Origin of the sequence: Bacillus thuringiensis (assembly GCF_022095615.2) — a bacterium.
Classification (GTDB): domain Bacteria; phylum Bacillota; class Bacilli; order Bacillales; family Bacillaceae_G; genus Bacillus_A; species Bacillus_A cereus_AG.
The window spans coordinates 3,669,335-3,691,245 of record NZ_CP155559.1 but is presented as its reverse complement, the minus strand read 5'-3'; the positions used below and the strand labels follow the sequence as shown (position 1 = coordinate 3,691,245).

Sequence of the window (21,911 nt, the reverse complement as noted above, 5' to 3'; positions counted from 1 at the left end):
GTTTTTTTGTTGATGATATATTAAAATAACTTTCACGCTCTTTCCTATGAAGGAAAAATGTGTGTGAGGTAAGCATGGAAATTTCGGACACACTAATCGTACATTGCAGCTGGGAGGAATGTACACGTGAATGAAATATATATGGAAATCAAAGAAGAATTGCAATTGATGCGAAAAGAGCTACAAGAGAGGCTAGCTAAAGAGGTCATGCACAAATATGATACAGAGTTTAGCGAAGAGCTTGGATATGAAATTAAAGAAGAGATAAAGAAAAAACTCCTATTACATGATATAAAAGAGGACTTAAAAGATGTAGAACGTGCATTATTTAAAATGGAAATAGATATGTATGGTATTTGTGAAGAAACGGGGAGAGCAATTTCGGTAAAACAAATGAAGACGATGCCGACTGCCCGTACCATTCATGAATTCTTCTATGAAAAAGTAAATGTATGAATGCGCACAACGATATTATATTACCTTTTTTTAATTTATTTTATTCTTCTATAAAGGTTCATTGTGAAAAGGTTGCAGCTATGCTAAAATTTTGAGGTACACTGTCTTTGTGGGGGAAATGAAAATGATATATTATGTAATAGCGTTATTTGTCATTGCCATCGATCAAATATCGAAATGGCTAATTGTAAAGAACATGGAATTGGGTACGAGCATTCCGATTATCGATAATGTATTATACATAACATCACATCGAAATAGAGGAGCTGCCTGGGGGATTTTAGAAAATAAAATGTGGTTCTTCTACATTATTACAGTCGTTTTTGTAGCATTTATCGTAATTTATATGAAAAAATATGCGAAAACAGACAAACTTCTAGGGATTTCATTAGGTCTAATATTAGGCGGAGCAATTGGTAATTTCATTGATCGTGTATTTAGACAAGAAGTAGTGGATTTCATTCACGTGTATATTTTCTCGTACAACTATCCAGTATTCAATATAGCTGATTCAGCATTATGTATTGGTGTTGTATTAATTATTATTCAAACATTATTAGAAGGAAAGAAAACGAAGGAGTAATTGAATGAGTGAAGTAGTACAAGTAACAGTTGCAGAAGAACAAAAAAGTGAGCGAATTGATAAATTCGTTGCAGAAATAAACAGTGAATGGTCACGTTCACAAGTACAACAATGGATTAAAGATAATGTCGTTACAGTTAATGGAAAGTCGGTAAAAGTGAATTATAAAGTTAAAGAAAACGATGAAATTACAGTAACGATTCCTGATCCAGAAGAGTTAGATATCCAAGCAGAAGATATAAGCTTAGAAATTTATTATGAAGATGCAGATGTACTCGTTGTAAATAAGCCACGTGGTATGGTTGTACATCCAGCTCCAGGGCATACAAGCGGTACGCTTGTAAACGGACTTATGCACCATTGTACAGATCTGTCAGGTATTAACGGTGTAATGCGTCCTGGTATTGTGCATCGTATTGATAAAGATACATCGGGACTATTAATGGTTGCCAAAAATGATATAGCGCATGAGTCACTTGTAAATCAACTTGTAGCAAAAACAGTAACAAGACGTTACAAAGCGATTGTACACGGTGTGATTCCGCATGATAAAGGAACGATCGATGCGCCAATTGGTCGCGATAAGAAAGAACGTCAAAGCATGACAGTTGATGAAAATGGTAAGAATGCTGTTACGCACTTCCAAGTGCTAGAACGTTTTAAAGATTTTACACTTGTAGAATGTCGCTTAGAAACGGGACGTACGCACCAAATTCGTGTTCATATGAAATATATTGGCTATCCACTTGCAGGAGATCCGAAGTATGGTCCGAAGAAAACATTAGACATGAATGGACAAGCACTTCACGCAGGCATTTTAGGGTTTGACCATCCTCGTACTGGTGAATATATTCAGTTTGAGGCACCGATTCCAGAAGTGTTTGAAGACGCATTAAATATTTTACGGAAATAGTATTGACAAATCATAAGAAAACTGAGATACTGACAACAGTTAAATAATGATCCTTTAACACAGCCCCGTGAGGTTGAGAAGGTAACGGTTTGAAATACTTAGGGTATGTTGTACCCTTTTTTCAAAAGTCCTCTCGCACACGCTGAGAGGACTTTTTTTATACCATTACTCTCACGCAAGAAAAAAAGCTTGGAGGTGTAGAGCATGCAAGAGAAAGCTGTCGTTTTAGATGACCAAATGATTCGCCGCGCTTTAACACGAATTAGTCATGAAATCGTGGAACGAAATAAAGGTGTCGATAATTGTGTTCTTGTCGGAATTAAAACTCGTGGAATTTTTATTGCACAACGTTTGGCAGAACGAATTGGTCAAATTGAAGGAAAAGAAATGGAAGTTGGAGAGTTAGATATTACGTTATATCGTGATGACCTAACACTACAATCGAAAAATGAAGAACCACTTGTAAAAGGTTCTGATATCCCTGTAGATATTACGAAGAAAAAAGTTATCCTTGTGGATGATGTATTATATACAGGAAGAACAGTTCGAGCAGCAATGGATGCTCTTATGGATTTAGGTAGACCATCACAAATCCAACTGGCGGTTCTTGTTGATAGAGGTCATCGTGAACTACCAATTCGCGCTGATTATGTAGGAAAGAACATTCCAACATCAAGTGAAGAGCGTATCGAAGTTGATTTGCAAGAGACAGATCAACAAGATCGAGTAAGCATATACGATAAGTAAAGCCCTTTTAAATGTAGTCCTGTGAGGCTGCCAAAGGGTCTTGGCTTTCATATGTCAAATTTGGCATACGAAAGTGTAGGACTCTTTGTGCACAGGCACAGAGAGTTTTTTTATTGCAAAGATTTAAACTGAAGGAGGATGTAACAATGGAACAAAAGCCAGTGTTAGACGTTAATGAAGTACCGAAACCGGGAAAATGGTTATTTTTAAGTATACAACATTTGTTCGCGATGTTTGGATCAACAGTGCTTGTTCCATTTTTAACAGGATTGAATCCGTCAGTAGCATTAATATCAAGTGGATTAGGAACGCTAGCGTTTCTTCTTATAACAAAAGGTCAAGTACCTGCCTATCTAGGATCATCATTCGCCTTTATCGCACCGATTATAACAGCGAAAACAGCAGGTGGACCTGGAGCAGCAATGCTCGGAGGTTTGTTTGCAGGACTTGTGTACATCTTAATCTCACTCGGAATTAAGAAATCAGGATCAGAGTGGATTATGAAATTACTTCCGCCAATCGTAGTTGGTCCAGTCGTAATGGTAATCGGTCTAGCTTTAGCACATACAGCAGTTAATATGGCGATGAACGGTGCAGATGGTAAGTATAGCATGACACACTTTTCAGTAGCATTAGTAACATTAGCAATTACAATTATCTGCTCTATATTCGGAAGAGGATTTTTCAGTATAATACCAGTACTGCTTGGTATCGTCGGCGGGTATATCTTCGCTTACTTCCAAGGGCTAGTAGACTTAAAGCCGGTAGCTGAGGCAAAATGGTTTGTTGTACCAGATTTCACAGTACCGTTTGTAACATACACTCCGGAGTTTTCGTGGAAGATTGTACTCTTGATGGTACCAGTTGCACTAGTAACAATTTCAGAGCATATCGGACATCAAATTGTACTTGGAAATGTTATTAAAAGAGATTTAATTGAAAAACCAGGCTTACATCGCTCGATATTCGGTGATGGTATAGCAACATTAATCGCATCACTAATCGGTGGACCACCGAATACAACGTACGGTGAAAACATCGGTGTGCTAGCAATTACGAGAGCATACAGTGTATACTTATTCATCGGTTCAGCAGTGTTCGCAATCATGTTCGGATTTATCGGTAAGATTTCTGCACTGATTCATTCGATCCCAACACCGGTTATGGGCGGAGTATCAATCTTACTATTCGGTGTAATCGCATCAAGCGGATTACGCATGATGGTAGATGATAAAACAGACCTAAGTGACAAACGCAACTTAATGATTGCATCAGTAATACTAGTAATCGGTATTGGTGGAGCGGTACTTCATGTAGGAGAATCGTTCCAAGTAGAAGGAATGGCACTAGCAGCAATTGTAGGTGTACTGTTAAATCTACTACTACCGGAAACGAAACAAATAAAACAATCTAAGCAGATTGCTTCATAATAATAACCTTTTAATTCAGTCCTGTGAGACCGGAAAGGGTGGCTTCTTTCATGCACCCTAGTCTCACACGACTAGGGTATTTTTATGCAAAGGTTGTTATAAAAATACAAAAGTGGTAACATAAAAATCAGAAAGATGAGGGATGACGATGAGCCATTTGTTAACGATGAGTGAATTATCGGAAGTAGAAATTTCAGAAATCCTAAAAGACGCAGAAGATTTCGCGAATGGAAAAGAGAGCAAAACGACAGAGCAAATTTTTGTTGCGAACTTGTTCTTTGAGAATAGTACGAGAACGAGATTTAGCTTTGAAGTTGCTGAGAAGAGATTAGGACTTGATGTTTTAGACTTTTCAGCTGATGCATCTAGCGTACAAAAAGGAGAAACTTTATACGATACGATAAGAACACTAGAATCAATCGGAACAAAAGCAGTGGTCATCCGCCATGAACAAGATCGCTACTTCGATGAATTAAAAGATCAGGTGAATATCCCAATCTTAAACGCTGGAGATGGATGTGGAAACCACCCAACGCAGTGCCTACTCGACCTTCTTACAATTAAACAAGAGTTTGGAAGATTTGAAGGATTGAAGATTGCAATAGTAGGAGATGTTCGTCATAGCCGAGTAGCACGTTCTAATGCAGAAGCATTAACGAAACTAGGTGCAACAATTTACTTTGCAAGTCCAGAAGAGTGGAAAGATGAAGACAACACATTTGGAACATACAAACCATTAGATGAACTTGTTCCAGAAGTGGATGTAATGATGTTACTTCGTGTACAACATGAGCGTCATGATCATTATGAAACAGACATTATGAAAGAGTATCATGAGAAACACGGATTAACAGTGGAAAGAGAAAAGCGTATGAAAGAAGGAAGCATTATTATGCATCCAGCTCCTGTAAACCGTGATGTTGAAATTGCAAGTGAACTTGTTGAGTGTGAGCGTTCACGCATATTTAAACAAATGGAAAATGGAGTTTACGTAAGAATGGCTGTACTAAAACGCGCCTTACCAAATGTATTAGGAGGAATGAAACATGAATTACTTGTTTAAAAATGGTCGTTATATGAATGAAGAAGGAAAAATCGTAGCAACAGATCTTCTCGTACAAGACGGTAAAATCGCTAAGGTAGCAGAAAATATTACGGCAGATAATGCTGAAGTAATCGATGTGAACGGAAAGTTAATCGCACCTGGATTAGTAGATGTACACGTACATCTTCGTGAACCAGGTGGTGAACATAAAGAAACAATTGAAACAGGTACACTAGCAGCGGCAAAAGGTGGATTCACTACAATTTGTGCAATGCCAAATACACGCCCAGTACCAGATTGCAGAGAACATATGGAAGACTTGCAAAATCGTATTAAAGAAAAAGCGCATGTCAACGTACTACCATACGGAGCAATTACAGTACGCCAAGCGGGTTCTGAAATGACAGATTTCGAAACATTAAAAGAGCTTGGAGCATTTGCTTTCACTGATGACGGTGTAGGCGTACAAGATGCTAGCATGATGCTAGCTGCTATGAAGCGTGCAGCGAAATTAAATATGGCAGTAGTTGCGCACTGTGAAGAGAATACTCTTATTAATAAAGGTTGTGTACATGAAGGGAAGTTTTCTGAGAAACACGGATTAAACGGTATCCCATCAGTATGTGAATCTGTACATATTGCAAGGGATATACTGCTTGCTGAAGCGGCAGATTGTCACTATCACGTATGTCACGTAAGTACGAAAGGATCTGTACGTGTAATCCGTGATGCGAAACGCGCTGGAATTAAAGTAACAGCAGAAGTAACACCTCATCACCTAGTGTTATGTGAAGATGATATCCCATCAGCTGATCCTAACTTTAAAATGAACCCACCGCTTCGTGGAAAAGAAGATCACGCAGCACTAATTGAAGGTTTATTAGATGGAACAATCGATATGATCGCAACTGATCATGCACCGCATACAGCGGAAGAGAAAGCACAAGGAATTGAAAGAGCACCATTTGGAATTACTGGTTTTGAAACAGCATTCCCACTTCTATACACAAACCTTGTGAAAAAAGGAATTATTACATTAGAGCAGTTAATTCAATTCTTAACAGAAAAGCCAGCTGATACATTCGGCTTAGAAGCAGGTCGCCTGAAAGAAGGTAGAACAGCTGATATTACAATCATTGATTTAGAACAAGAAGAAGAGATTGACCCAACAACATTCTTATCTAAAGGAAAAAATACACCATTCGCAGGTTGGAAATGCCAAGGATGGCCGGTAATGACAATCGTTGGCGGTAAGATCGCATGGCAAAAGGAGAGTGCATTAGTATGAAAAGACAACTTATCTTAGAAGATGGAACAGTATTAATTGGAAAAGGTTTCGGAGGAGAAATCGAAAAGTCAGGTGAGGTTGTATTTACAACAGGAATGACTGGATATCAAGAAACATTATCTGATCCATCATATTGCGGTCAAATCGTAACATTCACGTACCCATTAATCGGAAACTACGGCATCAACCGTGACGATTTTGAATCGATTCACCCATCTGTAAATGGTTTAATCGTAAACGAAATTTGTGATCACCCATCAAACTTCCGTAATGAAATTTCGTTAAATGATTACTTAAAGGAAAGAAATATCCCAGGATTAGCAGGAATTGATACAAGAAAATTAACGAGAAAAATTCGTCAATACGGTACATTACGTGGACGTCTATGTAACATGGATGCAGATGTAGAATACATCGTTAGCCAATTGAAAGCAACGGTCTTTACAGATCATGTGAAACGCGTATCAACGAAAGATCCATACCCAAGTCCAGGCCGTGGACACCGAGTTGTACTTGTAGACTTCGGAATGAAACATGGTATTTTACGAGAATTAAATAAGCGTGATTGTGATGTAATTGTTGTACCTTACAATACAACAGCAGAAGAGATTTTACGTCTTAGCCCAGATGGAATTATGTTAAGTAACGGACCTGGGGATCCAAAAGATGTACCAGAAGCAATTGAAATGTTAAAAGACATTATCGGTAAAGTTCCTTTATTCGGAATTTGCCTAGGACATCAATTGTTTGCGCTAGCATCTGGTGCGAATACAAGTAAGTTAAAATTCGGTCACCGTGGTTTAAATCATCCAGTAAAAAATCTTGCAACTGGAAAAGTAGCAATTACATCTCAAAACCATGGTTACGCAGTAGAAGAAGAATCAGTTGGAAATACAGAACTTGAAATTACACACGTTGCTTTAAATGATGGAACAGTAGAAGGTCTTCGTCATACGAAATTCCCAGCATTTACAGTGCAATACCATCCAGAAGCTTCAGCAGGACCAGAAGATGCAAACGATTTATTCGAAGATTTCTTAGCAATGATTGAAAACTTCAAGAAAGAAGGGGAAGAGTTATGCCAAAACGCCTAGACATTAACACAATTTTAGTAATCGGATCAGGACCAATTGTAATTGGGCAAGCAGCAGAGTTTGACTACTCTGGTACACAAGCTTGTCAATCTCTTAGAGAAGAAGGTTACAAAGTAATCCTTGTTAACTCTAACCCAGCAACAATTATGACAGATACTGCAACAGCAGATAAAGTATATATAGAACCATTAACACTAGAATTCGTAAGCCGTATCATTCGTAAAGAACGTCCAGATGCAATCTTACCAACATTAGGTGGTCAAACAGGCTTAAATATGGCGGTTGAACTTGCGAAATCAGGCATACTTGAAGAATGCGGAGTTGAAATTTTAGGAACAAAATTATCAGCAATCGAGCAAGCTGAGGATCGCGATTTATTCCGTACATTAATGCAGGATTTAAATGAACCAATTCCATCTAGCACGATTATTCATACGCTAGAAGAAGCACATGAATTTGTAAAAGAAATTGGTTATCCAGTTATTGTTCGCCCAGCATTTACAATGGGAGGAACAGGTGGCGGAATCTGTAGTAATGAAGAAGAACTAATCGAAATCGTATCAGGTGGATTAAAACATAGTCCAGTAACACAATGTTTATTAGAAAAGAGCATTGCTGGTTGTAAGGAAATTGAATATGAAGTAATGCGTGATTCGAATGATAACGCGATTGTAGTATGTAACATGGAAAACATTGATCCAGTTGGGGTTCACACAGGTGATTCTATCGTAGTAGCACCGAGCCAAACATTAAGCGACCGTGAATATCAAATGTTACGAAACACTTCATTACGAATTATTCGCGCATTAGGAATTGAAGGTGGATGTAACGTTCAGCTTGCACTTGATCCACATAGCTTCCAATACTATGTAATCGAAGTAAACCCGCGTGTAAGTCGTTCATCTGCACTAGCATCTAAAGCAACGGGATATCCAATTGCGAAGCTAGCGGCAAAAATTGCAGTCGGTTTAACATTAGATGAAATTATAAATCCAGTAACACAAAAAACATATGCTTGTTTCGAACCAGCATTAGACTATGTTGTTTCAAAAATTCCGCGCTGGCCATTTGATAAGTTTGAATCAGCAAACAGAACACTGGGTACACAAATGAAGGCAACTGGTGAAGTTATGTCAATCGGACGTAACTTAGAGCAATCGTTATTAAAAGCGGTTCGTTCTTTAGAACTTGGCGTTTATCACTTAGAATTAGAGCATTTAAAAGAGCTTGATAAAGAGACAATGAAAAAACGCATTATAAAAGCTGATGATGAGCGACTGTTTATTGTAGCAGAAGCGATCCGTCAAGGTGTAACGAAAGAAGAAATCAACGAATGGTGTGAAATGGACTTCTTCTTCTTACAAAAAGTTGAAAACATCGTAAACATGGAACGCGAAGTAAAAGCGAATGTAGGAAATATGGAAGTGTTACAATCAGCGAAAGAAATGGGCTTCAGTGACCATTACATCGCCAATGCTTGGAACAAAACAGAGCGTGAAATTTACGATATGCGTAAAGAAAGCAATATAACTCCTGTTTATAAAATGGTAGATACTTGTGCGGCAGAGTTTGAATCTGCAACGCCATACTACTACAGCACATATGGTGACGAGAATGAATCGGTTAGAACTGATCGTAAGAGTGTAGTAGTTCTAGGATCTGGTCCAATCCGTATCGGTCAAGGTGTTGAGTTTGACTATGCAACAGTTCACTCTGTATGGGCAATTAAAGAAGCTGGATATGAGGCAATTATTGTTAATAACAATCCAGAAACAGTTTCAACAGACTTCAGTATTTCTGACAAATTATACTTTGAACCATTAACAATCGAAGATGTAATGCATATTATCGATTTAGAAAAACCAGAAGGTGTTATCGTCCAATTCGGTGGACAAACGGCAATTAACTTAGCTGCTAAATTAGAGGCTCACGGTGTGAAAATCTTAGGAACATCACTTGAAGATTTAGACCGTGCAGAAGATCGTGATAAGTTTGAAGCAGCTCTAACACAGCTTGGTATCCCGCAACCAGTTGGTAAAACAGCAACGACTGTAGAACAAGCGGTAGCAATCGCTGACAAAATTGGTTACCCAGTATTAGTAAGACCATCTTACGTACTAGGTGGACGCGCGATGGAAATCGTATATCGTCAAGAAGAACTGCTGCACTACATGAAAAATGCGGTTAAAGTTCACGCAGATCATCCAGTATTAATCGATCGTTACATGGTTGGTAAAGAAATTGAAGTAGATGCAATTTCAGACGGTGAGAATGTATTCATTCCAGGTATTATGGAACATATTGAACGCGCTGGAGTTCACTCTGGTGACTCAATCGGAGTATATCCACCACAAAGCTTATCTGCAAAACTGAAAGAACAAATTATTGAACATACAATTGCACTTGGAAAAGGTTTAAACATTGTTGGATTACTAAACATTCAGTTTGTAGTATTCAAAGATGAAGTGTATGTAATTGAAGTAAATCCACGTGCGAGCCGTACAGTACCATTCTTAAGTAAAATTACAGGTGTACCGATGGCGAATGTTGCAACGAAAGTTATTTTAGGTCAAGATCTTGTAGAACAAGGATATGGAACTGGTTATCACCCAGAAGAGAAAGAAGTGTATGTAAAAGCACCGGTATTCTCATTTGCGAAGCTACGTTCAGTTGATACAACATTAGGACCTGAAATGAAATCAACAGGGGAAGTAATGGGGAAAGACTTAACACTTGAAAAAGCATTATACAAAGGGTTAGTTGCTTCTGGAATTAACATTCCAACACACGGATCAGTAATCATTACTGTAGCGGATAAAGATAAAGAAGAAGCAATGGAAATTGCAAAACGTTTCCACGAAATCGGCTATAACTTATTAGCAACAGCTGGAACAGCACAATCGTTAGCAGAGCAAAATATTCCAGTACAAGTTGTAAACAAAATTGATTCTGAAGAATACAACTTACTAGATATTATCCGTCAAGGAAAAGCACAGTTTGTAATCAATACATTAACAAAAGGTAAACAACCAGCGCGTGATGGTTTCCGCATTCGCCGTGAATCAGTAGAAAATGGTGTGGCTTGCTTAACATCACTTGATACAACAAGAGCAATCTTACGAGTATTAGAATCTATGACATTCTCAGCTCATTCAATGAAAGAAATTACGCAAACAAAGCGTCACGAGGTGGTACATGCATGATGCAAAAGCAAAATATGATTGTCGTTAACCAAAAAGAAATCGCAAAAAACATTTACGAATTAGTGCTTCAAGGAAATTTAGTACAGCAAATGCACGAACCAGGGCAGTTTGTACACATTAAGGTAGCAGAGGGCATTGCGCCCCTTCTGCGCCGCCCGATTAGTATTTGTAATGTAGATCAAGAGAAGAACGAATTTACAATGCTATATCGTGCGGAAGGACAAGGGACAAAAACATTAGCAACTAGAAAACAAGGTGAAATGGTAGACGTTCTAGGACCATTAGGACACGGCTTTCCTGTAGAAGAAGCAGAAGCTGGACAAACAGCTTTATTAGTAGGCGGGGGAATTGGTGTACCACCACTTTATGAATTATCACAGCGCCTCGTTGCAAAAGGTGTACGTGTGATTCACATCTTAGGTTTTCAAACGAAAGATGTTGTTTTCTATGAAGAAAAATTTGCAGAACTTGGTGATACGTATGTTGCGACAGTAGACGGTACACACGGTACAAAAGGGTTTGTCACAGATGTAATTGATAATTACGGAATTGACTTTGACATTCTTTATTCATGTGGCCCGTTAGCGATGCTTCGTGCATTAGAAGGACGTTACAAAGAGAAAAAAGCCTATATTTCATTAGAAGAACGTATGGGCTGTGGTATTGGAGCTTGTTTCGCATGTGTATGCCACTTACAAGAAGATCCAAGTGGACATTCTTACAAGAAGGTGTGTAGCGACGGACCAGTATTTCCAATCGGGGAGGTTGTACTATGAACAGATTGCAAGTTGAATTACCAGGATTATCATTAAAAAATCCAATTATACCGGCATCTGGATGCTTCGGATTTGGTCGTGAATATGCACAGTTTTACGATTTAAGTGTACTAGGATCAATCATGATTAAAGCGACGACAGAACAACCACGTTATGGAAATCCGACGCCTCGTGTTGCTGAAACACCAGGCGGCATGTTAAATGCCATCGGACTTCAAAACCCAGGGCTAGAAAAAGTAATGAATTCCGAATTACCTTTTCTCGAGCAATTTGACCTTCCGATTATTGCGAACGTTGCAGGCTCACAAGCTGAGGATTACGTAGCGGTTGCAAAGGAAATTTCTAAAGCGCCTAATGTTCATGCACTAGAGTTAAACATTTCTTGTCCAAACGTAAAAACAGGTGGTATCGCCTTTGGTACAAATCCTGAAATTGCTGCTGATTTAACGAAGCGAGTAAAAGAGGTTTCTGAAGTACCTGTATATGTGAAATTGTCACCGAACGTGGCAAATATAGTGGAAATTGCGAAAGCGATTGAAAATGCGGGTGCAGACGGTTTAACGATGATTAATACATTGCTTGGTATGCGTCTAGATTTAAAAACAGCTAAACCAATTTTAGCAAACCGTACAGGCGGACTATCAGGACCTGCGATTAAGCCAGTAGCAATTCGTATGGTACATGAAGTAAGTCAAGCGGTTAACATTCCAATTATCGGAATGGGTGGTATTGAAACAGCTGAAGATGTAATTGAATTCTTCTACGCTGGCGCAAGCGCAGTTGCAGTAGGTACAGCGAACTTTATCGATCCGTTCGTATGTCCGACAATTATTGAAGAGTTACCAGCACTATTAGATGAACTAGGATTTGATCACATTTCGGAATGTCAAGGAAGGAGCTGGAAGCAAACATGTCACAGTCGTTAATCGTTGCACTAGATTTTCCAGGGAAACAAGAAGTAGAGCAATTTTTATACCACTTTGAAGGGGAAGAGTTATTTGTCAAAGTAGGTATGGAGTTATTCTACAAAGAAGGCCCTGCGATTATTACGTACTTAAAAGAAAAGGGACATAAGATCTTCCTAGATTTAAAACTTCATGATATTCCGAATACAGTAAAAAGTGCTATGCGTAGCCTAGCTAGTCTAGATGTTGATATGGTAAATGTTCATGCTGCTGGGGGAAGTAGCATGATGAAAGCTGCGATTGAGGGATTAGAGGAAGGTAAGCAAGAAGGAAAAGAGAGACCGATTTGTATTGCAGTTACACAACTAACAAGCACTTCGGAAGCTATGATGAAAAAAGAGATCGGCATTGAGAAAACGTTAGAAGAAGCGGTTGCTCATTATGCAAAATTAACGAAAGAAAGTGGACTTGATGGAGTTGTTTGTTCAACACTTGAAGTTCCAAAATTACGTGAAGTATGCGGAAATGAATTTGTAACAGTAACACCGGGGATTCGTCTTGCAAGCGATGATGTAAATGACCAGGTGCGAGTAGCAACACCGAAACGTGCGAGGGAACTTGGCTCAAGCTACATCGTAGTTGGACGTAGTATTACAAAAGCAGAAAATCCGCTTGAAGCGTATAAAACAGTAAAACAACAGTGGGAAGGTGTAACAGTATGAAAAAAGAAATCGCATCGCATTTATTAGAAATTGGAGCAGTATTTTTACAACCGAATGATCCATTCACTTGGTCTTCTGGTATGAAATCACCAATTTATTGTGATAATCGTTTAACTTTATCTTATCCAAAAGTACGTCAAGCAATTGCAGCTGGATTAGAAGAGTTAATTAAAGAGCACTTCCCAACTGTAGAAGTTATTGCAGGAACAGCAACTGCTGGTATTGCGCACGCTGCATGGGTAAGCGACCGTATGGATTTACCAATGTGCTACGTACGTAGTAAAGCAAAAGGTCACGGTAAAGGGAACCAAATCGAAGGAAAAGCTGAAAAAGGTCAAAAAGTAGTAGTAGTAGAAGACTTAATTTCAACTGGCGGTAGTGCAATTACTTGTGTAGAAGCACTTCGCGAAGCTGGCTGTGAAGTATTAGGAATCGTATCAATCTTCACATACGAGCTAGAAGCAGGAAAAGAAAAACTAGAATCAGCGAACGTAGCATCATACTCTTTAAGCGACTACAGTGCATTAACTGAAGTTGCAGCAGAAAAAGGTATGATCGGACAAGCTGAAACGAAAAAATTACAAGAGTGGCGTAAAAATCCAGCAAACGAAGCTTGGATCACAGCGTAACACGAAAAAAAAGACCGCGGGGGAACGCGGTCTTTTTTTTATATAATTGTTAAAAATTCACGTAAAGAACGTATGTGAGCACATCGTATTTTAGCAGTGAGTCGTTCCGGTTTAACTAAATACCATGCATTCCAGCTCTGGAAGAAATGTAAAATACCATTTCTCTCAGCGGAGTCATAATCAAGTAAAGAGTTCCATCGATATCAAAGAAAATCTCCCTACTAATAACTACCTATTGCTTTCTGCAATCTCATATCCTCTTACAAACAATAGAGTCATATAAGAAACGATAAACGAGAAGATGCTGTACATGCCAACCCAAAAGAAAAATTTAGGAGTAAAGGCGATAACACCTATTATTAAAAAACTAGCAAACGTTACAATCGGCATTACGTAATACGTTTTCGTCTTGCGTGTTCCAATAACAGAAATGATAAAGATAAGTAATGGACAAATTAATAAGACGAAAATCAATTCATTCATAGTTATGTCCCCTTTTCTAATGGAAGTAATCTGTTTCTCGTAAACGTTTTGAAGTAAATACTCTCTTAATATAATTTCGCTAATATATCCATAATCCCTTTTGGAGGTCAGTAATAAATGATGGATTTCACAATAAAAAACGTAAGCAAGAGAACACTTACTTACGTTATAAAATAAACATCGCAACGATCGTGGTGACAATTAAGCCAATCACAACAGGTAAAAAATTTCGGCGTGCAAGTTCAAATGGATCAACTTTACAAATGGCAGCGGCAGGAATAAGCGCCCAAGGAATTAATGTTCCGCCTCCCGTCCAGATTGCTGCGATTTGCCCGAGTGCTGTTAATGTAGCTGTTCCATGTCCAAGTGCTGTTCCAAAAAGGTTAGCAATCGAACCAGCAAGCGATATACCTGAAAATCCAGATCCATCTAATCCTGTTATAACACCAACGATAGTTAATGTTCCTGCCGATACATATTGGTTTAAAGGAACATTTTGAGATAAGGCGATGCCTAAGTCGTTAATGATTCCATGTGAACCTTTCGGTAAATAGTCTCCAATAATTTTTACAAAACCGCTATCCCCTAAATAAAAGAGTGCAGCAATTGGAATAACTGGACCAAAGATTTTAAATCCAAATTGGAGCCCTTCTATAAAATAATCGGTCGTTTTATTCAGCCCATTTCCTTTGTAGGCGATGAGGGAAATAATGATAATCATAATAACAGTCGTCCCGCCGATAAGTGCAGTTGCATCGCTTCCTTGTAGTTTAAATTGAATCATGCAAAGGATATCGATGGCATATACGATCGGAATACAGATAGCGAGCCATTTTTTTGTCCGAGAAGATAATGAAGTGAGCGTTTTAGAAGACTCAGTTGATGGAATAGATTCTTGTATAGATAAGCCTGTATGAAATTCTTTACGCAAGAAGAAAAATGCGACGGAAGTTGTTACAATCCCCATAACGATAACGAGGGGAACACTAGCAGAAACAACGCTGGAAACAGGAAGACCAGCAGCATCTGCAGTTAATTTCGGTGCACCTTGAATAACGAAGTCACCAGATAAGGCGATGCCGTGTCCGAATAAGTTCATAGCAATGGCAACTCCAATTGGCGGAAGACCGACGCGTACAGCGACGGGTAATAAAATAGCTCCCATTAAGGCGACAGCTGGAGAAGGCCAAAAGAAGAAAGAAATTGTCATCATTAAAAGTCCGATAATCCAGTAGGCGAGGGTAGGGGTACGAATCATTTTTGTAAATGGTGAAATCATCGTATCATTTATGCCAGTATGAACGAGTAAATTGCTCATTGATACGATAATGGAGATGATTAATATAGTTGGTAATAGCTCAGTAATGGCATAAATGAAACTTTGAAAAATACCGCTAATGGCAAGAGGGATAGAACTTGTAGCAGTTAATGCTAATAAAAAGATAAAAACGATACAAATAATCGTCGTATCTTTCCTGAGAATAAAAAAAGTAATAATAGTGAGTAAACAAAGAATATAGAGAGCATGTAATAGCGTTAATTCAACTCCCATAACATTCACATCCTTTAGGCATTCGTGTAGTTTATTGTATGAAAGCGGTGAAAGTATGTGAGTATAGGAAAAAGAAAAAAAGTGAAATTTCATGTACTGAAATGGTAAGAAGAGAAAATGGATGTTACAATACAATTAATCCTAAAAATGGAATTAAAGGAGGGCTTATGCACAAAAAAATTGGATTTTGGGGATTTATCATATCTTGTAGTCTATTAATCATTTTAAATCTGTTTACAAACAATGAATGGATAAGTATCATACCTGTTTTCGGGTTTGTTTTTGTACTGTTATATAACTGGGATGATATGAAACAATATAGCAAGAAAAGTATTGGAATTATGATAGGTGTCACTGTTGTTTGCTCATTTTTCGTAGGGTTCCTTTTAATAGAAGGGCAGAAACAAATGGAGAAAATGTCTATTTTTCAAGAATGGATGTCTTCAGCAAAAGGTCTCTATATTGTAATTGTAGTTGTTATTTTTCTAAGAATTGTTATAAGTATAGTAAGTTACATATTAAAGAAGAAGTAGAATGGGGGGGACGAATGAGAGAGAAGATAGGGTATTATGGTGTGCTCGTTTGTTTACTATTATCAGTTATTTCAGGGCAATTTCTTAAAAGTGAATGGGTACCAGTTATATTATGTATAGGAGTATTGATTTTTGCACCTATGTATCGCTGGAATGAATGGAAAGCATATAGCCGAAAAAAGAAAATTGTTTTCAGCATCGAGTTTGTCATTATAATTAGCACGATTCCATTTTTGTTATTGAAAGGAAATGAGATAATAGATGGAATTATAATGTTTCAAGGGTGGTTGTTTATTGCGAAATTGCTATACTTAATATGTATTTTAATATCGATAGCGGTAGTTGCTAAAAAAGTAAACGCAAAGTTATTCGTTAATGAATAAAAGAAAATGCCACCGAATAAGGTGGCATTTTCTCATTTTACTGAATGAGCTGTTTGCATCTTTTTAACTAAACGAATTTGTCCACGATGATTGATTTCATCTTCAAATACGTGAAACCACTTAAAATAGTTATTCGCTGGTTTGTCATACCAAAATTCTGTCGTTTTAAATAGCCATTCATCAGGTAACGATTGAAAAGTCTCGATCGTTTTGGAACGTACTTCTTGTAATGTGTTTATGTAAAATTCTATAGGGTTTTCTTTTATTTTCTCGCGTCCAAGAGATCCTAACTCAATAGCAGGTAACCACTGTTCTAATTCAGCCTCCGTTGGTTCACGGTCTTCAAAAGTATGAATCTGGTAGTAAAATTCAATAGCGGCCATATGGTACAAAAGCATGCCAATTGAATTTGCTTCCTCATCATATAAATAATCAAGTTCTTCCATTGTTAAAGCTTCCACTGCCTGCATTGTTGTATAGCGAGCGTAATTCATCATGGAAACAAGTTTGGAAAATTCAGGATGTAAACCATCTATTTTATCAATTACAAAATTCAATTTAAATGCCCCCTCTTTAAACGATGACTCCAGAGAAAGAATTCTATGTGCAGAGAAAAACTCCTTTTAAAAAGGTCATGATTTTAACAAGGAATCACAATTAGTTCCCGATTTGATTTTGTAATAACTTCATAGCCGTCTTTTGTGATGACAATATCATCTTCAATCCTACAACCGCCCCAGTTTGGTATATAAATGCCTGGTTCCACTGTAACAACCATACCTTCTTCTAAAGTGGCTTTACTTTCTTGGGATAGGCGAAGAGGTTCATGTATTTCTAACCCAAGACCATGACCAGTAGAGTGTCCAAAATATTGACCGTATCCATGTTCAGTGATGTAATCTCTCGTTATATCATCGATACTTTTCGCAGTTTCTCCAGGCTTAATTGCTTCAGTTCCACGTTTTAGGGCTTCTCGTACAACATTGTATATCTTTTTGAATTCTTCTGGTGGTTCGCCGATTGCTACAGTACGAGTTATATCGGAACAATATCCATCGTAAAGTGCACCGAAATCTAATGTAACGATGTCGCCTCGTTCGATTATTTTATTTGATGCAACTCCATGAGGAAGTGAAGAACGAACGCCAGAAGCTACAATGATTTGGAATGAAGAAGATGTAGCCCCTTTTTTTCGCATGAAAAATTCTAACTCATCTCGTACATCATTTTCACTTATTCCTGGTTTTAGAAACGTAAGGATGTGTCGAAAAGCTTTATCAGCAATATTAGCAGCGATTTTCATTGTTTCTATTTCAGGCGTGTCTTTAATAATACGAATATTTTCGATGATTTCGCACACTTGAACCATTTCCGCATGTACGTATTTTTGTAAGTTTTTATATTGTTGTAATGTCATGTTATTTTCTTCAATTCCGAGTTTTTGAATGTTTAATTTCGATATTTGATGTGCAACTTCTTTTTCTAAATTTCCTTTATGCATAATAATTTCAGCATCTTTTATTTGTGATTTCGCTTGATCTACATAGCGAAAATCAGTTATAAAAACAGCGTTATCCGCAGAGATTAAGACGACGCCAGCGCTACCTGTAAAGCCGGTTGCATATTGACGATTTTCTTTTTTTGTAATAAGTAATCCGTCAATTTCATAGTTTTGTAGTTGATTTTGGATTTTATTAATTTTCAAAGTCATGTTAATTCCCCCTATTCACAGTATTGAATAAAGCAAATAGCGTGCCAAAAAATATTTTTAGAGAAAAGATAACAGAAATTGCATATATTTTAGGTAGGGAATTTAGCCTGCCATTTGTGGGTGATGGGCTGCTCGTGAAATACAGATTATTTCAATTATCAGTGGGAGAATAAGAAAAATATTGACCGAAATGTCACTTTCTTCACAAGTTGTCAAAAAATTTATACAAATTCGAAAGAGCACTGTCAATTTTTTTGACAATATGGAAGAAAAGGAGAAAAGATTTTTTAGTATATATATTTTGAAAGTATGTCCTTTGTTTTATTCTGATATAACATAAAATTTAATATACAAATAAACAACTGTTATTGATATAATAGGTAATTGTTGGATTTCTCTCAGAGATAGGGAAACGTAACGAATATGAAGGAATAGGGATTGTGAGTATATGAAGAAATTAAGTAAAGTAATGTCATTTTGTTTGGCCGCTAGTATGCTTGTTATAACGGGGTGTGAAACAAGTGAACACAAAGTTCAAGTAAATGAAACGATTGAACAGCTTGATGAAGCGCCAGAAGTGACAGAAAAAGAAGCGAAAAAGATTGTAAGAAAGAGTGTAGATGGAATAGCAAATGCGTTTAGTGAGATGGAAAAAGAAAATGGATGGAGCCGAAATAATCCTGGGGATTTAGAGACAGCTAAAAAAGGAGTTAAGGGATTAGTTTCAGAAAAGTTTGTAGAGAATCAGCTTCCTGAATTGCTTGATAACTTTAATAGATCGAGAGAGACTGATATGTTACCCTTCCCAAATTATTTTCAAACTGAAATAAGATTTTCTTCTTCACAAGATAAAGAAAATTTAACGGTACATACATTAAGTTTAGAAGATGAAATAGGTCATGCGGCCCAAGATTGGGAATTTCATTTGGTGTATAAAGAAGGGGAATGGTTAATGGATAAATGGTCATTCGTTTTTCCTGAAGATTTAAAACTTACAAAAGAAGAAGCAAATAGAATTTTAAAAATGCCAGACGATAAGAATGTGTCATTTGTAAGTGAAGAAAATAGTGGCGATAAGAAATACATATTCAAAGATAGTAACGGATTAATTACTGTAAATGCGAAAACATCTCTTATTTCATACAATGTAGATAAAAATAGGTATGAAAAGGTAACGAAAGAAAGAAATATTCAAGAAACAGAACAAGTACAGAGAAAGGATTCGGGTGCGTATACAGGCTCAAAAGAAGAGAAACAATCGCAAAAAGAATCTTCTTCAAAGATAGATAGAGCAAATGTTTTAAGCGAATTAGCTGCTATAGATAAACAAGAAAAACATACAAATGCCATGTCCACAAACGATATAGTAAATGAAATAGAAGGAAATTATGAACTGTGGGATAATAAACTAAATGAAATTTACAGTACATTAAAAAGTACGATATCACCTGATGCGTTCCAGTCGTTAAAAACGAAACAAATTGCGTGGGTTAAAGAAAAAGAAAGTAAAGTTAAAGCAATTGGTACTGATACAAATAACGGAACGATGAGGCGTATAGAAGCTTCAGAAGAGAAATACAAGATGACAAAAGCAAGATGTTATGAATTAGTAAATGGGTATATGAACTAGTGTGAACGAATGTAAAAAATGCGTTGCTTATAAGCAACGCATTTTTTATTTACGCTTTTAATTTCATTACAGTATCAGCATCAGGTGTTACATATACGGTTTGCTGATTGTCGTACGTAACAAAACCAAGTTTTGCACCACTCGGTTTTTTGACATGGCGTATTTTGGTGAAATCTATAGGAACAGAACTAGAATCTTTTGCTTTACTAAAATAGGCAGCAATTTTAGCAGCTTCTAACAGAGTTTCTTCGGTAGGTTCAAGAGAACGAATGACAACATGAGACCCCGGGATATCTTTCGTATGTAACCAAATTTCATCACGACGGGCAAACTTCGTTGTTAAATAATCATTTTGTTTATTGTTTTTACCAACGAAAATCTCTGTACCATCACTTGCTAAATATTTATCTAATACTGGTTTGGTAGGCTTTTTCTTTGCGTTTTTCGTTTTACGATTGCGCATATAACCTTCTTCAGCTAATTCCTCACGAATTTCTTCAATATCTTTTGAAGAAGCAGCTTCCATTTGTTGAAGTAAGCTATCAAAATAAAGAATTTCTTCATTTGTTTTTTCGATTTGTTCTTCTACAACAACAACTGAATTTTTCGCTTTTTGGTACTTTTGGAAATAGCGTTGCGCATTGTCAGATGGTGTTTTTAAAGGATCTAATGTAATTTTTACAGTTCCGCCATTTTCGTCGTAATAGTTAACGACTTCAATATCTTTATCCCCTTTTTTCAAAGCGTACATGTTGGCTGTAAGTAGTTCTCCAAATAGTTGATATTTATCTGCTTTTCCGGCATCTTGTAATGTTTTTTCTAGTTTAATGAGTTTTTTCTCATTTTTATTTTTTTCGTTTTGCATAAAGCGCTCTAAATCATAAGCTTGTTGTTTTACTCGGTCGCGCTCTGCTTTTCCGAAAAAGAAACGGTCTAGCAATTCACTAACAGATGAGAATGTCTTGTCTTTTCCTTGTAAGTGTGCAAGAGGGAAAAGATAAAAGAATTCTTTCCCATTTGAAGTAGTCATTGTTGGTGAATATGTATGAGTTAGTAATGGTTTTTGTATGGAGAAAAATGCGTCCGCTAATGCTTTTTCATTTACCATACCCGCTTTTTTCACGACTTCTTTTGCGAATAACGGCGAAATTCCCGTAAAGGTGCCGACAAGCTGTTTATCCATGTTTCCAGATAGAAAGTCTAGCGGTCTAATAAATTCATCATTTGTTTCAATCTGAAGTGGATTAATTTTATGTTGTGCTGGTGGTGCAATATACTCCGCTCCAGCATATACAGTTCGATGTCGGTTTACCGCTAAAGAAACGTGTTTTAAGCTATCTAAAATATTGTTTGTTTTTGTGTCTACTAAAATGATGTTACTATGTCGTCCCATTATTTCAATTACTAATGTTTTTAGCGATTCGTCACCAATTTCATTTCTGCTACGAACTGTAATTTGAATAATACGCTCTAAATCAATTTGTTCAATTTTTTCAATGAACCCACCTTCTAAATGCTTACGAAGAAGCATACAAAACATTGGCGGAAGTGCAGGTGAATCGTAATTTTGATTTGTTAAGTGTAAACGTGCATATGTCGGATGAGCGGAAAGAATTAGTTTTTGATTTTTTCCGTTTGCTCGAATATGTAATAAAATCTCGTATTTTGAAGGTTGATATATTTTGGAAATTCTTCCTGTGTAAAGAGAATTTGCAATTTCATGTGTAATTGCTCTTGTAAATAATCCATCGAATGCCATAAATGAACACTCCTTTCTAACTAAAAGTTAATTATAGCATTTTTTTGGACGAGGCTGAATAAGCTTTCA

21 protein-coding genes and 1 pseudogene are annotated in these 21,911 nt (G+C 37.1%); 16 read left to right on the top strand and 6 right to left on the bottom strand.

All coding sequences use genetic code 11. From position 1 onward, the window contains the following. The first annotated feature begins 126 nt into the window (after window positions 1–126). The 13 genes from KZZ19_RS18955 to pyrE all read left to right on the top strand — a co-directional run bounded on the left by KZZ19_RS18955 (window position 127) and on the right by pyrE (window position 13,791). Window positions 127–456, top strand: coding sequence for a molecular chaperone DnaK (locus KZZ19_RS18955; RefSeq protein WP_088097526.1), 330 nt, complete (start codon window positions 127–129; stop codon window positions 454–456). 124 nt (window positions 457–580) lie between these two features. After that, on the top strand, window positions 581–1,039 hold the full coding sequence (gene lspA / locus KZZ19_RS18950) for a lipoprotein signal peptidase LspA (protein ID WP_000642179.1): 459 nt from the start codon (window positions 581–583) through the stop codon (window positions 1,037–1,039). A gap of 4 nt (window positions 1,040–1,043) precedes the next feature. Then, complete coding sequence (locus KZZ19_RS18945) at window positions 1,044–1,952, top strand: RluA family pseudouridine synthase (protein WP_237979366.1); 909 nt, start codon at window positions 1,044–1,046, stop codon at window positions 1,950–1,952. Window positions 1,953–2,156: 204 nt separating this feature from the next. Beyond that, window positions 2,157–2,699, top strand: a complete 543-nt coding sequence (pyrR, locus tag KZZ19_RS18940) for a bifunctional pyrimidine operon transcriptional regulator/uracil phosphoribosyltransferase (protein WP_001156490.1) — start codon at window positions 2,157–2,159, stop codon at window positions 2,697–2,699. Window positions 2,700–2,845: 146 nt separating this feature from the next. Continuing rightward, entirely contained in the window at window positions 2,846–4,129 is a 1,284-nt protein-coding gene (gene uraA, locus KZZ19_RS18935) for a uracil permease (protein WP_044737666.1), read from the top strand. A gap of 148 nt (window positions 4,130–4,277) precedes the next feature. Beyond that, entirely contained in the window at window positions 4,278–5,192 is a 915-nt protein-coding gene (pyrB, locus tag KZZ19_RS18930; RefSeq protein WP_088097523.1) for an aspartate carbamoyltransferase, read from the top strand. After that, the gene (gene pyrC, locus KZZ19_RS18925; protein WP_001108374.1) at window positions 5,176–6,462 is read left to right on the top strand and encodes a dihydroorotase; all 1,287 of its coding nucleotides are present in this window, start codon (window positions 5,176–5,178) and stop codon (window positions 6,460–6,462) included. The genes pyrB and pyrC overlap by 17 nt, the downstream gene beginning before the upstream one ends. Further along, on the top strand, window positions 6,459–7,556 hold the full coding sequence (locus KZZ19_RS18920) for a carbamoyl phosphate synthase small subunit (protein ID WP_088097522.1): 1,098 nt from the start codon (window positions 6,459–6,461) through the stop codon (window positions 7,554–7,556). The genes pyrC and KZZ19_RS18920 overlap by 4 nt, the downstream gene beginning before the upstream one ends. After that, window positions 7,541–10,759 carry a carbamoyl-phosphate synthase large subunit gene (carB, locus tag KZZ19_RS18915; RefSeq protein WP_088097521.1) on the top strand — a complete coding sequence of 1,073 codons (3,219 nt, stop codon included), beginning with the start codon at window positions 7,541–7,543 and terminating at the stop codon, window positions 10,757–10,759. Before KZZ19_RS18920 ends, carB begins: the two co-directional genes overlap by 16 nt. Continuing rightward, window positions 10,756–11,535: a dihydroorotate oxidase B electron transfer subunit gene (gene pyrK, locus KZZ19_RS18910; RefSeq protein WP_237979364.1), complete on the top strand. Its 780-nt coding sequence runs from the start codon at window positions 10,756–10,758 to the stop codon at window positions 11,533–11,535. The genes carB and pyrK overlap by 4 nt, the downstream gene beginning before the upstream one ends. Further along, on the top strand, window positions 11,532–12,461 hold the full coding sequence (gene pyrD / locus KZZ19_RS18905; protein WP_001081053.1) for a dihydroorotate oxidase B catalytic subunit: 930 nt from the start codon (window positions 11,532–11,534) through the stop codon (window positions 12,459–12,461). Before pyrK ends, pyrD begins: the two co-directional genes overlap by 4 nt. Continuing rightward, the gene (pyrF, locus tag KZZ19_RS18900) at window positions 12,446–13,162 is read left to right on the top strand and encodes an orotidine-5'-phosphate decarboxylase (protein WP_237979362.1); all 717 of its coding nucleotides are present in this window, start codon (window positions 12,446–12,448) and stop codon (window positions 13,160–13,162) included. The genes pyrD and pyrF overlap by 16 nt, the downstream gene beginning before the upstream one ends. Further along, complete coding sequence (gene pyrE / locus KZZ19_RS18895; protein ID WP_063260442.1) at window positions 13,159–13,791, top strand: orotate phosphoribosyltransferase; 633 nt, start codon at window positions 13,159–13,161, stop codon at window positions 13,789–13,791. Before pyrF ends, pyrE begins: the two co-directional genes overlap by 4 nt. A gap of 128 nt (window positions 13,792–13,919) precedes the next feature. Here the strand turns inward: pyrE and KZZ19_RS18890 are convergent. The 3 genes and pseudogenes from KZZ19_RS18890 to KZZ19_RS18880 all read right to left on the bottom strand — a co-directional run. Beyond that, window positions 13,920–14,005: pseudogene (locus tag KZZ19_RS18890) on the bottom strand (HAD family hydrolase); the annotation flags it as partial. Window positions 14,006–14,019: 14 nt separating this feature from the next. Beyond that, entirely contained in the window at window positions 14,020–14,274 is a 255-nt protein-coding gene (locus tag KZZ19_RS18885; RefSeq protein ID WP_088097518.1) for a YbeF family protein, read from the bottom strand. Between the two features lie 166 nt (window positions 14,275–14,440). Further along, complete coding sequence (locus KZZ19_RS18880) at window positions 14,441–15,826, bottom strand: hypothetical protein (RefSeq protein ID WP_088097517.1); 1,386 nt, start codon at window positions 15,824–15,826, stop codon at window positions 14,441–14,443. Between the two features lie 101 nt (window positions 15,827–15,927). Here KZZ19_RS18880 and KZZ19_RS18875 point away from each other — a divergent pair, with 101 nt between their 5' ends. Both KZZ19_RS18875 and KZZ19_RS18870 read left to right on the top strand, forming a co-directional pair. Then, window positions 15,928–16,359, top strand: a complete 432-nt coding sequence (locus KZZ19_RS18875; RefSeq protein ID WP_170930158.1) for a YoqO family protein — start codon at window positions 15,928–15,930, stop codon at window positions 16,357–16,359. Between the two features lie 14 nt (window positions 16,360–16,373). Continuing rightward, window positions 16,374–16,742 (top strand): YoqO family protein, encoded by a 369-nt coding sequence (locus KZZ19_RS18870; protein ID WP_237979361.1) that lies wholly within the window; start codon window positions 16,374–16,376, stop codon window positions 16,740–16,742. Between the two features lie 32 nt (window positions 16,743–16,774). Here KZZ19_RS18870 and KZZ19_RS18865 read toward each other — a convergent pair whose 3' ends face one another. Both KZZ19_RS18865 and KZZ19_RS18860 read right to left on the bottom strand, forming a co-directional pair. After that, complete coding sequence (locus KZZ19_RS18865) at window positions 16,775–17,299, bottom strand: DinB family protein (protein ID WP_237979359.1); 525 nt, start codon at window positions 17,297–17,299, stop codon at window positions 16,775–16,777. 83 nt (window positions 17,300–17,382) lie between these two features. Further along, the gene (locus tag KZZ19_RS18860; protein ID WP_237979357.1) at window positions 17,383–18,453 is read right to left on the bottom strand and encodes a M24 family metallopeptidase; all 1,071 of its coding nucleotides are present in this window, start codon (window positions 18,451–18,453) and stop codon (window positions 17,383–17,385) included. Window positions 18,454–18,901: 448 nt separating this feature from the next. Here KZZ19_RS18860 and KZZ19_RS18855 point away from each other — a divergent pair, with 448 nt between their 5' ends. Further along, the gene (locus tag KZZ19_RS18855) at window positions 18,902–20,083 is read left to right on the top strand and encodes a lysozyme inhibitor LprI family protein (RefSeq protein WP_237979355.1); all 1,182 of its coding nucleotides are present in this window, start codon (window positions 18,902–18,904) and stop codon (window positions 20,081–20,083) included. A gap of 49 nt (window positions 20,084–20,132) precedes the next feature. Here the strand turns inward: KZZ19_RS18855 and KZZ19_RS18850 are convergent, their stop codons facing one another. Then, on the bottom strand, window positions 20,133–21,842 hold the full coding sequence (locus tag KZZ19_RS18850; protein WP_088097512.1) for an Rqc2 family fibronectin-binding protein: 1,710 nt from the start codon (window positions 21,840–21,842) through the stop codon (window positions 20,133–20,135). Window positions 21,843–21,911: the final 69 nt, after the last annotated feature.

Bases quoted from the DNA above. Each gene is read 5' to 3' on its own strand.
- lspA (WP_000642179.1), top strand. From the start codon at position 581: ATGATATATTATGTAATAGCGTTATTTGTCATTGCCATCGATCAAATA.
- KZZ19_RS18945 (WP_237979366.1), top strand. From the start codon at position 1,044: ATGAGTGAAGTAGTACAAGTAACAGTTGCAGAAGAACAAAAAAGTGAG.
- pyrR (WP_001156490.1), top strand. From the start codon at position 2,157: ATGCAAGAGAAAGCTGTCGTTTTAGATGACCAAATGATTCGCCGCGCT.
- uraA (WP_044737666.1), top strand. From the start codon at position 2,846: ATGGAACAAAAGCCAGTGTTAGACGTTAATGAAGTACCGAAACCGGGA.
- pyrB (WP_088097523.1), top strand. From the start codon at position 4,278: ATGAGCCATTTGTTAACGATGAGTGAATTATCGGAAGTAGAAATTTCA.
- pyrC (WP_001108374.1), top strand. From the start codon at position 5,176: ATGAATTACTTGTTTAAAAATGGTCGTTATATGAATGAAGAAGGAAAA.
- KZZ19_RS18920 (WP_088097522.1), top strand. From the start codon at position 6,459: ATGAAAAGACAACTTATCTTAGAAGATGGAACAGTATTAATTGGAAAA.
- carB (WP_088097521.1), top strand. From the start codon at position 7,541: ATGCCAAAACGCCTAGACATTAACACAATTTTAGTAATCGGATCAGGA.
- pyrK (WP_237979364.1), top strand. From the start codon at position 10,756: ATGATGCAAAAGCAAAATATGATTGTCGTTAACCAAAAAGAAATCGCA.
- pyrD (WP_001081053.1), top strand. From the start codon at position 11,532: ATGAACAGATTGCAAGTTGAATTACCAGGATTATCATTAAAAAATCCA.
- pyrF (WP_237979362.1), top strand. From the start codon at position 12,446: ATGTCACAGTCGTTAATCGTTGCACTAGATTTTCCAGGGAAACAAGAA.
- pyrE (WP_063260442.1), top strand. From the start codon at position 13,159: ATGAAAAAAGAAATCGCATCGCATTTATTAGAAATTGGAGCAGTATTT.
- KZZ19_RS18885 (WP_088097518.1), bottom strand. From the start codon at position 14,274: ATGAATGAATTGATTTTCGTCTTATTAATTTGTCCATTACTTATCTTT.
- KZZ19_RS18880 (WP_088097517.1), bottom strand. From the start codon at position 15,826: ATGGGAGTTGAATTAACGCTATTACATGCTCTCTATATTCTTTGTTTA.
- KZZ19_RS18875 (WP_170930158.1), top strand. From the start codon at position 15,928: ATGGTAAGAAGAGAAAATGGATGTTACAATACAATTAATCCTAAAAAT.
- KZZ19_RS18870 (WP_237979361.1), top strand. From the start codon at position 16,374: ATGAGAGAGAAGATAGGGTATTATGGTGTGCTCGTTTGTTTACTATTA.
- KZZ19_RS18860 (WP_237979357.1), bottom strand. From the start codon at position 18,453: ATGACTTTGAAAATTAATAAAATCCAAAATCAACTACAAAACTATGAA.
- KZZ19_RS18855 (WP_237979355.1), top strand. From the start codon at position 18,902: ATGAAGAAATTAAGTAAAGTAATGTCATTTTGTTTGGCCGCTAGTATG.
- KZZ19_RS18850 (WP_088097512.1), bottom strand. From the start codon at position 21,842: ATGGCATTCGATGGATTATTTACAAGAGCAATTACACATGAAATTGCA.